The sequence below is a fragment of the Shewanella frigidimarina genome, from assembly GCF_003797125.1.
GTDB classification, from domain to species: domain Bacteria; phylum Pseudomonadota; class Gammaproteobacteria; order Enterobacterales; family Shewanellaceae; genus Shewanella; species Shewanella frigidimarina.
This window is the reverse complement of the sequence record NZ_RKKE01000003.1, coordinates 858,671-874,389: the sequence shown is the minus strand read 5'-3', so window position 1 is coordinate 874,389 and position 15,719 is coordinate 858,671. Positions and strand designations below refer to the sequence as shown.

The 15,719-nt window shown below is 41.1% G+C and carries 13 protein-coding genes; 6 read left to right on the top strand and 7 right to left on the bottom strand.

Going from position 1 to position 15,719, the window contains the following annotated elements; genetic code table 11:
• Window positions 1-59 precede the first annotated feature (59 nt).
• From lon to EGC86_RS13205, 5 genes are all read left to right on the top strand, one after another.
• Window positions 60-2,411 (top strand): endopeptidase La, encoded by a 2,352-nt coding sequence (gene lon, locus EGC86_RS13225; RefSeq protein ID WP_011638044.1) that lies wholly within the window; start codon window positions 60-62, stop codon window positions 2,409-2,411.
• Between the two features lie 261 nt (window positions 2,412-2,672).
• Complete coding sequence (hupB, locus tag EGC86_RS13220; protein ID WP_059745462.1) at window positions 2,673-2,945, top strand: nucleoid-associated protein HU-beta; 273 nt, start codon at window positions 2,673-2,675, stop codon at window positions 2,943-2,945.
• A 220-nt stretch (window positions 2,946-3,165) separates the two neighbouring features.
• The gene (locus EGC86_RS13215) at window positions 3,166-5,043 is read left to right on the top strand and encodes a SurA N-terminal domain-containing protein (protein WP_123777858.1); all 1,878 of its coding nucleotides are present in this window, start codon (window positions 3,166-3,168) and stop codon (window positions 5,041-5,043) included.
• A gap of 75 nt (window positions 5,044-5,118) precedes the next feature.
• Window positions 5,119-5,742 carry a pentapeptide repeat-containing protein gene (locus EGC86_RS13210; RefSeq protein ID WP_123777857.1) on the top strand — a complete coding sequence of 208 codons (624 nt, stop codon included), beginning with the start codon at window positions 5,119-5,121 and terminating at the stop codon, window positions 5,740-5,742.
• 123 nt (window positions 5,743-5,865) lie between these two features.
• On the top strand, window positions 5,866-6,771 hold the full coding sequence (locus tag EGC86_RS13205; RefSeq protein ID WP_123777856.1) for an AraC family transcriptional regulator: 906 nt from the start codon (window positions 5,866-5,868) through the stop codon (window positions 6,769-6,771).
• Window positions 6,772-7,050: 279 nt separating this feature from the next.
• On the opposite strand, the gene fabV is transcribed toward EGC86_RS13205, so the two are convergent.
• The 7 genes from fabV to pspF all read right to left on the bottom strand — a co-directional run bounded on the left by fabV (window position 7,051) and on the right by pspF (window position 14,833).
• Window positions 7,051-8,253, bottom strand: a complete 1,203-nt coding sequence (gene fabV, locus EGC86_RS13200) for an enoyl-ACP reductase FabV (protein WP_123777855.1) — start codon at window positions 8,251-8,253, stop codon at window positions 7,051-7,053.
• A gap of 105 nt (window positions 8,254-8,358) precedes the next feature.
• Window positions 8,359-9,144, bottom strand: a complete 786-nt coding sequence (locus EGC86_RS13195) for a peptide ABC transporter ATP-binding protein (protein WP_059746011.1) — start codon at window positions 9,142-9,144, stop codon at window positions 8,359-8,361.
• Entirely contained in the window at window positions 9,125-10,132 is a 1,008-nt protein-coding gene (locus EGC86_RS13190) for an oligopeptide/dipeptide ABC transporter ATP-binding protein (protein WP_011638033.1), read from the bottom strand. The genes EGC86_RS13195 and EGC86_RS13190 overlap by 20 nt, the downstream gene beginning before the upstream one ends.
• 3 nt (window positions 10,133-10,135) lie before the next feature.
• Complete coding sequence (locus EGC86_RS13185) at window positions 10,136-11,026, bottom strand: ABC transporter permease subunit (protein ID WP_011638032.1); 891 nt, start codon at window positions 11,024-11,026, stop codon at window positions 10,136-10,138.
• Window positions 11,013-12,044, bottom strand: a complete 1,032-nt coding sequence (locus tag EGC86_RS13180) for an ABC transporter permease subunit (RefSeq protein ID WP_123777854.1) — start codon at window positions 12,042-12,044, stop codon at window positions 11,013-11,015. Before EGC86_RS13180 ends, EGC86_RS13185 begins: the two co-directional genes overlap by 14 nt.
• A complete protein-coding gene (locus EGC86_RS13175; RefSeq protein ID WP_011638030.1) occupies window positions 12,045-13,670 on the bottom strand; it encodes an ABC transporter substrate-binding protein in 1,626 nt (541 codons plus the stop codon). It abuts the gene before it with no gap.
• 83 nt (window positions 13,671-13,753) lie between these two features.
• Window positions 13,754-14,833 (bottom strand): phage shock protein operon transcriptional activator, encoded by a 1,080-nt coding sequence (pspF, locus tag EGC86_RS13170; protein ID WP_123777853.1) that lies wholly within the window; start codon window positions 14,831-14,833, stop codon window positions 13,754-13,756.
• Window positions 14,834-15,025: 192 nt separating this feature from the next.
• On the opposite strand from pspF, the gene pspA reads away from it, so the two are divergent.
• Complete coding sequence (gene pspA, locus EGC86_RS13165) at window positions 15,026-15,709, top strand: phage shock protein PspA (RefSeq protein ID WP_123777852.1); 684 nt, start codon at window positions 15,026-15,028, stop codon at window positions 15,707-15,709.
• Window positions 15,710-15,719 lie beyond the last annotated feature (10 nt).

The window sequence follows — 15,719 nt, the reverse complement described above, 5'->3', positions numbered from 1 at the left end:
TGATAACATCACCCCAATATACTCAGTAATAAGTCAATTTCATTAAACGGAATCGAGCCATGACTAAAGAGCGTGAAGCGCATATCGAACTCCCCGTATTACCACTGCGAGATGTGGTAGTTTACCCGCATATGGTAATTCCGCTATTCGTGGGACGGGAAAAATCTATTCGTTGCCTAGAATCGGCAATGGAACAAGACAAGCAAATTTTATTAGTCGCTCAGCGAGATGCTGATCTTGACGAACCTACCAAAGACGATATTTTCGATATTGGTACCGTTGCCTCTATTTTACAATTGCTTAAATTACCTGATGGCACGGTAAAAGTATTAGTTGAAGGTGGCCAGCGTGCCAAAATCAAGAAATACACCCAAGAAGAAGAATTTTTTGCCGCCACAGCTGAATACCTCGAATCACAAGAGTTAAGTGAAAAAGAAGAAGAGGTGTTGGTTCGCAGTGCTATTGGTCAATTTGAAGGCTACATCAAGTTAAATAAAAAAATCCCACCTGAAGTATTAACTTCATTGTCGGGCATTGATGAAGCCGCTCGTTTGGCAGATACCATGGCTGCACATATGCCACTGAAGCTTGAAGACAAACAATCTGTCCTCGAGATGATCAATGTCGGTGAGCGTCTGGAATATTTAATGGCGATGATGGAATCGGAAATTGACTTGCTTCATGTCGAAAAACGAATCCGTACTCGTGTTAAAAAACAGATGGAAAAAAGTCAGCGCGAATACTATTTGAATGAGCAAATGAAAGCCATTCAAAAAGAGCTAGGCGATATTGACGAAAGTCATGACGAATTTGAAGTGTTGGCGCGTAAGATTGAAGAAGCTGGCATGCCAAGCGACGCCAAAGAAAAAGCCACTGCTGAGTTAAACAAACTCAAAATGATGTCGCCTATGTCAGCAGAAGCCACGGTTGTGCGCAGCTATGTAGACTGGATGACAGCGGTACCTTGGAAACAACGCTCTAAAATAAAGCGTGATTTGGCCAAAGCGCAAGAAGTACTCGACACCGATCATCATGGGCTTGAAAAAGTCAAAGAACGTATTCTTGAGTATTTAGCGGTTCAAAGCCGAGTTAAGCAGCTTAAAGGGCCTATTTTGTGTTTAGTAGGACCTCCTGGTGTAGGTAAAACCTCATTGGGCCAGTCGATTGCTAAAGCAACCGGCCGTAAATATGTTCGTGTTGCATTAGGCGGCGTACGTGATGAAGCGGAAATTCGTGGTCATCGTCGTACTTATATTGGTTCTATGCCAGGTAAAGTCATTCAAAAGATGGCTAAAGTGGGCGTTAAAAACCCATTGTTCTTGCTCGATGAAATCGACAAGATGAGTTCTGATATGCGTGGCGACCCATCATCAGCATTATTAGAAGTACTCGATCCTGAACAGAATGCGACCTTTAACGATCATTATCTTGAAGTTGATTATGACTTATCAGATGTGATGTTCGTTGCTACGTCAAACTCAATGGATATTCCAGGCCCTTTACTTGACCGTATGGAAGTTATTCGTTTATCGGGTTATACCGAAGATGAAAAACTCAATATTGCTAAGAAGCATTTACTGACTAAGCAAATTGAACGTAACGGTCTTAAAGAAAAAGAAATCAAGGTTGATGACAGCGCTATTTTAGGCATTATTCGCTATTACACTCGTGAGGCGGGTGTGCGTTCATTAGAACGTGAATTGTCGAAGATTTGTCGTAAAGTGGTTAAGCATATCCTGCTTGATAAAACGGTCAAAGTGGTTGAAGTTAACCAGGAAAATTTAAAGTCATTCCTTGGGGTGCAACGTTTTGATTTTGGCAAAGCCGAATCTAATAACCAAATCGGTCAAGTGACCGGTCTTGCATGGACTCAAGTAGGCGGCGATTTATTAACAATCGAAGCCACCTCAGTCGCAGGTAAAGGTAAACTGACCTATACCGGTTCGCTGGGCGATGTGATGAAAGAGTCTATTCAAGCGGCAATGACCGTAGTACGTGCTCGTGCTGAAAATCTTGGTATTAACAATGATTTTTATGAAAAACGAGATATTCATGTGCATGTACCAGAAGGTGCGACGCCAAAAGATGGTCCATCTGCGGGTGCGGCAATGTGTACAGCGTTAGTGTCTAGTTTAACAGGTAACCCTGTACGTAGTGATGTAGCCATGACAGGTGAAATTACTTTACGTGGCGAAGTATTGCCTATTGGTGGTTTAAAAGAAAAGTTATTAGCAGCCCATCGCGGTGGAATTAAGCATGTATTAATTCCTCAAGAAAATGAACGCGATCTGGAAGAAATTCCTGCAAATGTGATTGCTGATTTAATCATTCATCCAGTGCGTTGGATAGATGAAGTGTTGAAATTGGCGCTTGAGCGACCAGTTGAAGGCTTTGAAGTGGTTAAAAAATAGCTTGTTAGTTAAAAAATTGCTGTAGAGCATGAAAAAAATGAAAAAAGGGGCTTAACAAAACGCTGACCTGTGGTAGCCTAGGTTTGTGGATAGTCAGACGCACCAAGCCCTTGGGGCATCTGGCGTTGAGCAGTATCCAATTTCATTTTTTGGTTTTCGTACTAAGTTTGGTGTGTTATCAAGCTTATAAAATAAAGCCTCCGCAGACCGCTCTAAACATAGATTTGGTTGCGGCGCGACAATAACATTCAAGGGGATGACATGAACAAATCTGAACTAATCGAGAAAATCGCATCTGGTGCTGATATTTCTAAAGCTGCTGCTGGCCGCGCACTAGATTCTTTTATCGCTGCGGTAACGGAAGGTCTTAAAGATGGCGATAAGATTTCTCTAGTTGGTTTTGGTACATTTGAAGTACGTCAACGTGCTGAACGTACTGGCCGTAACCCACAAACGGGTAAAGAAATTAAAATTGCTGCTGCGAACATTCCAGCGTTCAAAGCTGGCAAAGCGCTAAAAGACGCTGTTAACTAAATAGTTAATAACGTGGCCTTTGTAAGGCATTCGTAATACAAGCACTGCTTAGGCGGTGCTTTTTACGAAAAGCAATATTGTTATGCAAAGCATAATACATATTGGGAGTATTGGGTCATACCCGTGGTAGCGTCTGATAACTCCATATAATTTACAATAAGGCGCATCCACAAGGTGATGCGCCTTTTTATTTTATTAATCGCAACAAGCGAGAATTCAGATGTTAGAAAAAATTCGTGAAGGATCACAGGGGATTGTTGCTAAAACAATTCTAGTACTTGTGATACTTTCTTTTGCTTTTGCCGGTGTGAGCAGTTATTTAGGCTCAAACACGGGTGTACCTGCTGCAGTTGTTAATGGTGACGAAATTGGCGCCAACGAACTTGAACAGGCTTTTCAAAATGAACGCTCGCGTATTGAGCAACAGCTAGGCGAAATGTTTACTGCATTAGCGGCTGACGACTCCTACATGAACGGAATTAAGCAAGGTGTATTGGATCGTTTAATTGCCGATAAGCTCATTGATCAAGCTGCCAACAAGTTGGGCTTACGTGTATCAGATGAGCAAATCAAGAAAGCGATTATCGAAGAGCCTGCATTTCAAACCGACGGTCAATTTGATAACGAACGCTACCTAGCGGTATTGCGTCAACTAGGTTATCAAACCACAAGCTTTAGAAACATGATGCGTGTAGATATGACCCGTCGTCAGTTATTAAATGCGCTTGTTGGTAGTGAGTTTGTGCTGGACGGTGAAGCTAAACAGCTTGCAGAAGTTCAAGGCCAAACCCGTGATATTCGCTACTTAGTCGTCGACTCAACACCGTTTTTATCAACTGTTTCTGTCGCTGATGAAGAAGCTCAAACTTATTACGATGCTAATGTTTCGCAATACATGAGCCCTGAAAAAGTCAGCCTTGAGTATGTTGAATTGAATGTTGCCGACATGGCTAAAAACAGCGAAACCTCTGATGAAGAAGTGAAAACTTATTACGAAGAGAATCAAAAGCAATATCAAACGGCTGAAAAACGTCTTGCTGCGCATATTTTTGTCGCCGCAACTGACGATGACAGCGCAGATAAAGCCAAAGCTGATGCCATTGAAGCCAAGTTAACCGCGGGTGAAGATTTTGCTGAGTTAGCAAAAACTGATTCTGACGATCAGCTTAGTGCTCAGCAGGGCGGTAAGTTAGATTGGTTTGAACAAGGCGTAATGGACCCAGCATTTGATGAAGCACTTTTTGGATTACAAAAAGATCAAGTCTCGTCAATTGTGAAAAGTGAATTTGGTTACCACATTATTAAGCTGCTTGATTTACAAGCTAGCCAAGCAACCGCTTTTGAAAACGTTAAAGCGAAAATTGTTGCTCAGCTACAAGAAAAGAAAGCCTTAGATGTGTTTTATAGCTTACAAACTAAGTTGGCTGATACCAGTTACGAAATCCCTGATACTTTAGCTGAAACTGCGCAAGCGGTTAATGCAAAAGTACAATCAACGCAGTTATTCTCGCGTGATGACGTTCCGGCTAAATTTAACAATCCTGAATTTATCAAAGCCGCATTTTCTGACCAGGTGTTAGCAAGTGGTTTAAACAGCGATGTGATTGAACTTGCGCCAAACCATGTAGTGGTTATTCGCATGAAAAAACATCAGACAGCTGGCGTTATGGGATTTGCTGAAGTAAAAGCTGGTATTGTTGAACGCTTACAGCAAGATAAAGCGAATGACGGTGCTCGTGACAAAGCTGCGGAATATATGGCACAGTTAAAAGCGGGTAATAATACGCTAACAGGTGCTTCATTGACGACATTAGCTAAACTAGGTCGCTTTAATCAGGATATTGATCAAGCTATCACCAATAAAGCCTTCAAAATTGCCGCTCCTGCTGAAAATAGTGTCACAATTGATACTGCAGCGTTAGCGACAGGTTATGCGGTTATTGTGGTTGATAAAGTCAATAAAGCTGAAGGCATTAATGACAACCTCATCAATACGCTTAAACAACGTATTGCGCCTCAATACAGCGAAGCTGATTATCGAGCAGTGGTTGCCTCACTTAAAGCTGATGCTGAAATTGAGTATCCAGTTGCCGACTAATTAAGTCGTCGCAGATGAAATACAAAAAGACCTAGGCTCACGTCTAGGTCTTTTTGTTTATAAGGTGCTTAAGGCATGAAAACCATCTCAAATATACAACCTAGTGAATTGTTTGGGTTATCAAATTACAGTGATGACTTATTCGAATCGATCAAGGGCGTTGCTTTACAGTTCAAACATATTACTTTTGAGCGCTGCCATTTTAACCAATGTGATTTTAGTCAAAGTGATTTCTATCATTGCCATTTTATTGAGTGTGTTTTTAGCCAATGTAATTTAAGTGTAATGTCAGTGGTTGCTACAGAGTTTGATGACGTTACTTTTAGCGACTGTAAAGCCATAGGTATTGATTGGACTAAAGCTCAGTGGCCACAGTTTATGACTCAAACCACGATTAAATTTGAAAGAAGTTTGCTCGATGGCAGTAATTTTTATGCTCTGCATTTACCTGAGTTTTCACTTGTAGGTTGCCGCGCCCATGATGTCGACTTTAGAGAAGCTAATTTAAGCAAAGCTGATTTGCGTTTGACCGACTTTAATTTAAGCCAATTTAGTCATACAAATTTAACTAAGGCGAATTTTACTGATGCGTTGAATTATCAAATCGATATTACTGCTAATAACGTTAAGCAAGCCAAATTCAGTCGGTTCGAAGCCTTAAGTTTACTAGAAGGTTTGGATATTCAATTAGTCGACTAGTGTACATTGCCACATTGTTAGCACAAAAAGTGTGTTTTATTGCATGTGTACAAATCGTTAATTTACATTGGGTTAGTTATAATAAATAATCAATCGTAACAATTCAATCCAAAAGGAGAGGGCATGAGCCACAGACTTGATCAGGCATTTGAGCGTGCATTAGCCTATTTAGATCAACACTTAAATGAACCTTTTGACCTACAAGTGTTGGCCGATATTGCCCACATCCCACGATGTCATTTCGACCCATTGTTTACATCGCTGTACCATATGTCTATTGACGCTTACGTTGAATTGCTCAAAAGCCTAGAAGCAGCCCATTTATTAGGTTTTGGCAAGCAAGTTTCTCTGGCCACAATAGCGGCTAAATTGGCGTATCGCAACGAGCAACACTTTATCGAATCGTTTACTCGCAGTATAGGTCAAAGCCCTGAATCGTTTCAGCAAGCTCCTGATTGGGGCAATTTCTTTGCGAAGCAACAACCGCTTAAATCCTTTCAAGCCGATGTTAGTCAGCAAATTGAACAATCTTATTCTGTTGATATTGTATCGTTTGATGCGCAGTCATTAGCGGTGATGGAACATCATGGTGATCCGGCTTTATTACCTCAAACCATTGCGCGATTTATTGAATGGCGTCGACAATTTGCTTTATCTCCTACAAGTTGCAGAACCTTTAATCTGCTTTATTCAAGCCCGGAGTTATCTGCTAAAACTCAATATCGGATTGATATAGGAGTATCGTTAAATGCCGAGACACAAGCTTTAGTGTCTGAGTCGAGTCAGATTATGCTCAAATCAATCCCTCAGGGACGATGTGCGATGATAAAATACAGTGGTGATGATAACGGTCTTGCGGCGGCAATAGATTACCTGTATCGCGATTGGGTTAATGCAAATGATATTACTCTACGCAATTACCCGTTATTTTTAGAACGACTCGACATTAATGATAATGAGTTAGCGCAATATCAGCCAAGACAAGCGTTACATCCACAACAGATACTCATTTATTTACCCGTTGTCTAACATAAGTTGTTAAGCCTTGATGAACTCATGGCTGGGTTACATATAGTTGTATTATAAAATGATGTCGCTGAATTCAATCCGAAATACTTCAGTCCCGAATTCAGATAATAAGACGGTTGTTTTAGCACGGCTTAGCAATAACGGTATGTTGATTAGCTAAACTCGCCGCTTTTTTACAGACTTTACTGTTATAAATATGAATCTTCACAATGTATCGCTCATAAAAAAGCCATAATGCAGTGCATTATGGCTTTACGTTAACAACGGTTGAAACTGAGCTTATAGCTCAATAACATCAAATATCACATTAGGATCAACTTCTGCTTCGTAATCGATACCATCAATACCAAAACCGAATAGTTTTAAAAACTCTTCTTTATATTCGTTGTAATCGGTTAATTCGCTTAAGTTTTCAGTGGTCACTAGTGGCCATAAATCACGACAATGTTGTTGGATTTCTTCGCGAAGTTCCCAGTCATCAAGGCGTAAGCGATTTTCGCTATCAACGGCTGGTGCTTGGCCATCAATACGGTATAGGCGTTCACTGAATAAGCGGTATATTTGTTCAATACAGCCTTCATGTAAGCCTTCTTGACGCATTTTCTTAAATACCATGGCGATATAAAGAGGCATTACTGGAATGGCTGAGCTCGCTTGAGTCACGACACTTTTTAGCACTGCAACGTTAGCTGAGCCACCAGTAGCTGATAATTTGCTATCAAGGGCGTGAGCTGCACGATCTAAATCCATTTTGGCTTTGCCTAAAGCGCCATGCCAATAAATAGGCCAAGTCAATTCGGTACCAATGTAACTATAAGCAACCGTTTTGCAATTGTCAGCTAATACGCCAGCGTCGCTTAGCGCACTCATCCATAATTCCCAATCTTGGCCACCCATTACCGTGACGGTATCAGCAATTTCTTGCTCAGTCGCAGGCTCTACAGAAGTGTCGATAATGGTGTTTTTATTGGTATCAACAGCCGTTGCAGTATACGTTTGGCCAATTGGCTTAAGTGATGAACGGATAACTTCACCGGTGTCGGGCATTTTACGTACTGGAGAAGCCAGTGAGTAAACCACCATGTCGATTTGACCTAAATCTTGCTTGATAAGCTCAATAACTTGTTGCTTTGCTTGATGGCTGAATGCATCGCAATTAATGCTTTTTGAATACAAGCCTTCTGCTTTAGCAAACTTATCAAATGCCGCAGTGTTGTACCAACCTGCTGTACCGGGTTTGGTTTCAGAGCTTGGTTTTTCGAAAAACACACCAATAGTGGCAGCGTCGCTACCAAATGCTGAGGTGATACGTGATGAAAGGCCATAGCCACTTGAAGAACCGACCACTAAGACTTTTTTAGGCCCATTAGCAATTTTGCCTTTGGCTTTAATGAGTTCGATTTGTTCTTTAACGTTGGCTTCACAACCTACTGGATGAGTAGTGGTACAAATAAAGCCACGAATTTTAGGTTTAATAATCATATTTAAGCTTCTTCCTTTAACATTGGCTCTAGGATAAATAGTTCGACGGCCAAATGGCACTGATTTTTTCTAAAACGCCCTCAAAACCACAGTGGTTGGAGCAGTTTAGCGCTTTTGCATAAATTGACTTTGTTCTTGAATGAGTCGTTGGGTGTATTCATGTTGTGGTGAAGTAAATAAGGCCTCAGTAGTTGATTTCTCGACCATATGACCATTTTGCAACACCATAATTTTATCGCTAACATGGCGGATAATATTCAGATTATGTGATACAAAAATATACGATAACCCCATCTCTTTTTGCAGCTTTAATAGCAGATTAATAATCTGAGACCGGACAGATAAATCTAATGCTGTTAGTGCTTCATCTGCAATAATAATTTTAGGGTTAAGCATTAAGGCACGTGCAACAGCGACACGCTGTTTTTGGCCTTCGGAAATCATGTGCGGATAAAATTCAGCGTGTTCGGGTAATAAACCGACTTTTCTTAGGGTTTCAATCACCAATGTTTTTCGTTCAGTTGAACTCAATTGAGTATTAAAGCGTAATGGTTCTTTAAGCAAGTTACCAATCGATAAACGTGGATTAAGTGAAGTTGTAGGATCTTGGAAAATCATCCGAATTAACCGACAACGTTGTTTTAAATTACGCGTTTCTAAGGCTTCACCTTCAAAAAATATGTCGCCGCCACTACGTTGTTCAGCACCTACTAAAATACGGGCGAGGGTACTTTTACCGGACCCCACAGTCCCCACAATAGCCAAGGTTTCACCGCGACCGAGTTCAAATGAAACCGGAGAGAGTGCCTGATAATATTGAGGTTTAAAATGCTTATAACCGGTTAAGTATTGTTTACTTAAATTGGTTACTTTAAGCAATGGCATCGTCATCTTCTTGCTCACTTTGGTAAGGGAAATGGCAGGCAAAATAGCGGTCTTTAATATGTTCAAGATTAGGCTGTTTTACACATTGGCGTTGAGCTTCTGGGCAACGTGGGCCAAGTCGACAACCGGCAGGTAAATGCTGCAATGACGGCGAAGAGCCTTGCAGTGTGGGTAAATTAGCTTTGTGGCGCATTTTTTCAGTATGATCGGGTAGGTTTTTTAATAACGCGCGAGTGTAAGGGTGATACGGCATTGCTACCATTTCGCTAACAGGCCCTGATTCCATAACCTGACCACTGTACAAAATCGTTAAGTTATCACACCAGTGCACCATGGTTTCTAATTCATGGCTAACCAATAAAATAGACACGTTTTGCAGTTGATTTAGTTGCGATAATAGTCTGAAAATTTGCGCTTGGGTGTTGAGCTCCATTGAGTTAGTTGGCTCATCGGCAATCAGCAGTTTAGGATGATTTGCCACAGCCATCGCAATCATCACTTTTTGACATTCGCCCTCAGACAACTCCCATGGATAGCATTTCATCAGCTGTTTTGGTTTTTTTATACCGACCTTGTGAAGCCATTTCTGCGCGTTTAAATAAGTTGCTTTTCCACGTCGCCAAAAAGGAATGTTTTTGTTGGGCACCATCGCTTCAATCAATTGACTGCCAATGGTTTTTACCGGGTCTAAACTGCCAGATGGGTCTTGGAAAATCATCGCCATTTCACTACCCATCAGGCAGCGTCGTTGCTTGGAACTCATTTCTAATAAGTTTTTTCCGTCCCACATCATACGGTCAGCAATAATATGCCAATTAGGACCTAGCACCCCTAGAATCGCTTTGGCCAATAAACTGCGCCCAGAACCTGATTCGCCAACAAGTCCATGGATTTCACCGGGATTGATAGTCAAACTGACTTTTTCGAGCACTTTTACTGTGCCCTCAGGTGTATCTAATTCAATGGTGAGATTACGAATATCGAGTAAAGGCATAGGTTAATTTCTTATCGGTGCTAGGGCTGAACGTAAACCATCGCCGACCAAGTTGACCGATAATACGGTAAACAAAATCGCGACACCTGGAATAGTAACGGTCCAAGGCGCAAGCAGTAAATTATCAAGCCCTTGTGCGACCATGGCGCCCCATTCTGGACTCGGTGCTTGTGCACCAAGGTTTAAAAAACCGAGTGCGGCAATATCGAGAATTGCTGCCGATATTGCCATAGTGACCTGAATAATCACCACATCCCATACGTTGGGCATAATGACATACCAAAAAACTTGCAACGAGTTGGCACCATCTAATTTTGCCGCTGTAACATACTCTTTTTGCAGCTCTTCATGAACCGCTAGATGGATAGCTCGAACAAATTGTGGAACCATCGCAATCCCGACGCCCCAAAACACATTATTAAGCCCAGGCCCCATAACGGCGACGACCAGAATAGCCATTAATAACGATGGGATAGACAATAATGCATCGAGCAAGTGGCTTAACACACTCGACTTTATGCCGTGCATCATTCCTGAAAGAGAACCAATAACAAAGCCAAATATCAGCGATGCAGCAACAATTAATAATGACATGCCAAAGGTTAATTGTACGCCGTGTAAGATACGACTAAAAATATCTCGTCCTAGATCGTCTGTTCCAAGGAAGTGTTCTACAGTACCTGCGGGATCCCATGATGGCGGTAAAAGTAATACTTGTTGGTCTTGCATCTCTGCTGAATAAGGCGCTATAAACGGGGCGAAAATAGTTAATATTAATAAAAAAATCACCGCCCATAGACCGATCACCGCAAATGGGTTCGCAGAAAATGTTTGCCACATTCGCCACATAGGCGAGGCTATATGGTCTTCTTGGTATATTTTAATTCGAGGCATACAATTCCTTTCTGCTCATTGGGTTGATTGCGGTATGCAGTAAATCAATCAATATGCTTAAGAAAATAATTAATAATGACACAGCTAAGATGCCCGCTTGAATAACAGTATAGTCACGCTGGTAAATGCCTGATACTAACCAACTGCCAACCCCAGGCCACGAAAATATCACTTCAACCACAATGCCATAGCTGGCGAATGATCCCAGCATTAAACCAATACTTTTTATTACCGGGATTAAGGCGTTGGGCAGTACATGACGAAGTAGTATTTTAGCCGTGTGTAAACCGCGAGCTTCAGCTGCACGAATATAAGTCTGATTCATCACATTTAAAATGGCTTGTCGAGTGATCCTTACCACCAATGTAAAAGGAAGCACTGCTAAAGTGACAGCCGGTAAAATTAAGTGTAATAAAGCATCATGAAATGCAGGAATACGGTAACTAGAATCGGATAATAAAGTGTCGACCAGCATGAAACCTGTCACAGGTTCAATTTCATAAAGTAAATTGATTTGACCTGAAATGGGCAGCCAACCAAGATTCACCCCAAACCACATAGATAAGGTCAAGCCGAGCCAAAATACCGGAATAGAATAGCCTGTTAAGGTGATGGCTAAAATACTGCGTTGCAGTGCTTTGTTATTACCTAATGCGGCTAGCACGCCAATGGGTACACCAAAAAACACAGCTATAAAACCTGAAAACAATGATAATTCAAAAGACGCAGGTAGTACTGCTTCAAGCTCTTCTAAAACCTCTTGCTGCGAGTTACTGGAAATACCAAAGTTACCCGATAAGCGTTGGCGCAAGTAGGCAGTAAACTGCAGTAATTGGTTATCATGTAGTTGATAGTCTTGGTCTATTTGCTGTTGTTGTTCAAGCGTTGGATATTGAACCCCTGATAGTGAGTACGCTTTACTGACAGGAAACTGTCCCGACGCCATAAAGAGTACGGCCACCATGACTAGAGATGTGGCCATAAACAGGGTTATGCGACTAAAAAGATAACGCCACATTTATTCAGTTCCCTCTATTGCTTGAGTTGTTTTGGCGAAGGAAATACCGCCATAAGGCCTAATTTGCATGGCGGTAATATTGCTTTTCTTCAACACCACTTTTTTGGCATGTGCGATTGTTACTAGCGGAACTTGATCGCTAATAATAGCTTCTGCTGATTGATAAAATGCTTTGCGTTCAGGTTGAGTCGATACACTCTGAGCTTGGGTTAGCAGGTGTTCAAAGTCTTTGTTGCACCAGCGAGAGCGATTATTGTTAGAGGCTAATGCGGCGCAGCTTAACAATGGAGTAAAAAAGTTATCTGGATCGCTATTATCCGCATTCCAACCAATCAACACTGAATCATAATTCGAACTGGCTAGCTTTTGGGTGAATACACTCCAATCATAGCTAATGATATTCAGTTTTACGCCAATACGGGCTAAATCGGCCTGAATGAGCTCCGCTGTTTTCAATGCACTCGGATTATAAATTCGTGCAACAGGCATGGCCCACACATTAATGGATAAGTTAGATACACCTGCTTGGTGCAGTAATACTTTGGCTTTTTCTGGGTTATATTCATTTGGAGATAAGTTTTTGCTGTAAGCCCAAGATGCTGGCGGTAAAACACCTGTCGCCTCCACAGCGGTATCGTTATATACCACGTCTAGAATATTGTTTTTATCAATAGCATGCGCAAGTGCTCGTCTTACACGAACATCATCTAATGGCGGTTTTTGAGTATTAAATGCCCAAAATGCTACGTTTAGTCCAGGTTTAGCATCGATAATAATATCTTTATGTTGGTCAAGCACTGCCAACTCACCAGCTTTGGGTAATGCAGACACGCTGCAGTCTCCGGTAATTAATTTAGCAATTCGTGCGGTGCTTCTTGGGGTGATATCAAATACTAATTGATCAATTTCAACCGTAGGGCCCCAATAGACAGGATTCTTTTTAAAGCGAATATATTCGTTTTTCACATACTGGCTGAGCTGAAAAGGTCCTGTGCCTACTGCGTAGTAATCGATATCTTCAGGAGTGCCTTGGGCTAACAGTTGATAACCATATTCTGCCGATAATACAACGGCAAAATCAGTAGCCAAATTAGATAAAAAAGAAGCGTCTTTTCGAGTTAAATGAAAGATAACCTGGTAGTCGTTTACTTTTTCAATGTAGCCAATTAAATCAGCAAAACCAATACTTTGAAAAAAAGGATAACCGGTTCTGCTGACTAGATGATATGGGTGTAATGGATCAATAATCCGATTAAATGAAAACAACACATCATCGGCATTAAAGTCTCTTGCGGGAGTAAAATGGCGAGTTTTATGAAAACTCACATGTTCACGTAAAGTAAAAACATAGCTTAAACCATCATCGGACACCTGCCATGATGTGGCCAATCCAGGTGTGATCTCGGCTTTTTCTTGGCTGTAATTAACGAGTCTACTGTAAATTTGATGTGAAGTGGCATCAATAGTGGTACCTGAAGTAACAAGTTGAGGGTTAAAGCTTTCAGGGTTACCTTCGCTGCAATACACAAGGCCAGAAGGCAATTGCACTTGTCCGCATGCAGCCAGCACGATACTGGAGAGACATAAAGACATCTGCTGATACCAGCGTTTTACTATAACAGGCATAGAGTGATCATTTTTTATCGACTTTGAGTGGGTATTTTAACAGTGTTCATTGCATTGGGGCAATGAGCATATCCTAGCTAGATTCAGCTCTTGTCGAGTAAGTTGTACTTTTTCAAAATACCTCGAAGCTGATGATAGCTTAAGCCTAACAAATCGGCGGTTTTTTTCTGATTATATTGGCCTTCAGCTAATGCTCGTTGCAATAATTCTATTTCACTGTTTTCGGTGTATTCTTTAAAATCAATCGGGAATTCGATGCTGTTAAGCACGACTGATGTTTCCGTTTTAACATTTAACTCAGTCGATTCAGTCACAGATGCTGGAGCGTGTTCAATTGGAATTGATTGACGCTCACGGGTTTTGACACGATTTACAGGGCGATAGGGTGATGCAAAAGGATCTAAAATAATATGATCAATTTCTTGGCCATCAGCCCCTTCGCGGTAAACACTTCGCTCGACGACATTTTTTAATTCACGGATATTTCCTGGCCAACTGTGCATCATTAATTGTTCTACTGCCAGCGGGCTAAAACCACTGAAATATTCCAGCGATAGTTGTCTTGCCATGCTAATCGCAAAATGTTCAGCTAGTGGCATAATGTCTTCGGTTCTATGTCTTAATGGTGGCAAGGTGATCACATCAAAGGCTAAACGGTCGAGTAAATCAGCTCGAAATTCACCATTATCAGCCAAAGTAGGTAAATCTTCATTAGCAGCACAAATAAGTCGAACATCAGATTGAACCGTTTTACTGCCACCCACTCGTTCAAATTCACCATATTCGATAACACGTAATAGCTTTTCTTGGATCAACCCGGAAGTGTTGGCTAACTCATCTAAAAACAGTGTTCCACCATCGGCACGCTCAAAACGGCCTTCGTGTCGTCCTTTTGCACCGGTAAATGCACCTGACTCATGGCCAAAGAGTTCACTTTCAAGTAAGTTTTCACTTAATGAAGAACAATTGAGTTTAATAAAACTTTGATCCCAACGAGGGGATAAGTAATGAAGTCGTTCGGCAATTAATTCTTTACCCGTACCACGCTCACCAATAATGAGCACCGGCTTAGATAATGGCGCGACTTTAGACACATGTTCTAATACTTCAAGTAGTGCATTAGATTGGCCGATGAGATTGTCTTGCTGGAATTGTTTGCTCACAGTTAGCTTACTCGCAAAATTGTTAGTGAATTAGACTAATAATTGGTGAAAATCATAATAAATGGCTTGAGTGTTAAAAGAAAGCAAAAGTTAAATATTTGTTTAAGCCTATGATGTTGTTGCATTTGTAAATGTTGGCACGTAATGTGTAATACCAACTGCGACATCCACGTTAATTATGAGGAACACATTATGGGAATTTTCTCTCGCTTCGCAGATATCGTTAATTCTAATATCAGCGCAATACTTGATAAAGCCGAAGATCCAGAAAAAATGGTCCGTCTTATCATTCAAGAAATGGAAGACACACTTGTTGAAGTACGTTCAACCTCCGCTAAAGTATTGGCAGAGAAAAAAGAATTACTTCGTCGGATTGCTCGTGTTCAAGAGCAAGTTCAAGATTGGCAGAATAAAGCTGAGTTAGCGTTATCCAAAGATCGTGAAGACTTAGCCAAAGCCGCGTTGAGTGAAAAGCAAAAAACAGTGGGTTTATTGCAAACACTTGAAATGGAACTGCAAGTTGTTGAAGAGCATGTAGCTCGTTTAAAAGATGAAATCGCTCAACTTCAAGAAAAATTGAATGATGCTCGTGCCCGTCAAAAAACCATCATAATGCGTAAGCAAACTGCCACTTCACGTTTAGAAGTCAAAAAGCAGCTTGATTCAAGCAAAATCGATGATGCAATGATGAAGTTTGAACAATACGAGCGCCGAGTTGAAGGACTTGAAGCACAAGTAGAAGCATATGATTTAGGTAAAAAGAACGTTCTAGCTGACGAGTTTGCAGCATTAGAAGCAGAAGACTCTGTGAATGATGAATTAGCAGCATTAAAAGCAAAAATGAGTGCGAAAGCACAACCTAAATCTAAAGCGTAAATTTATTCAG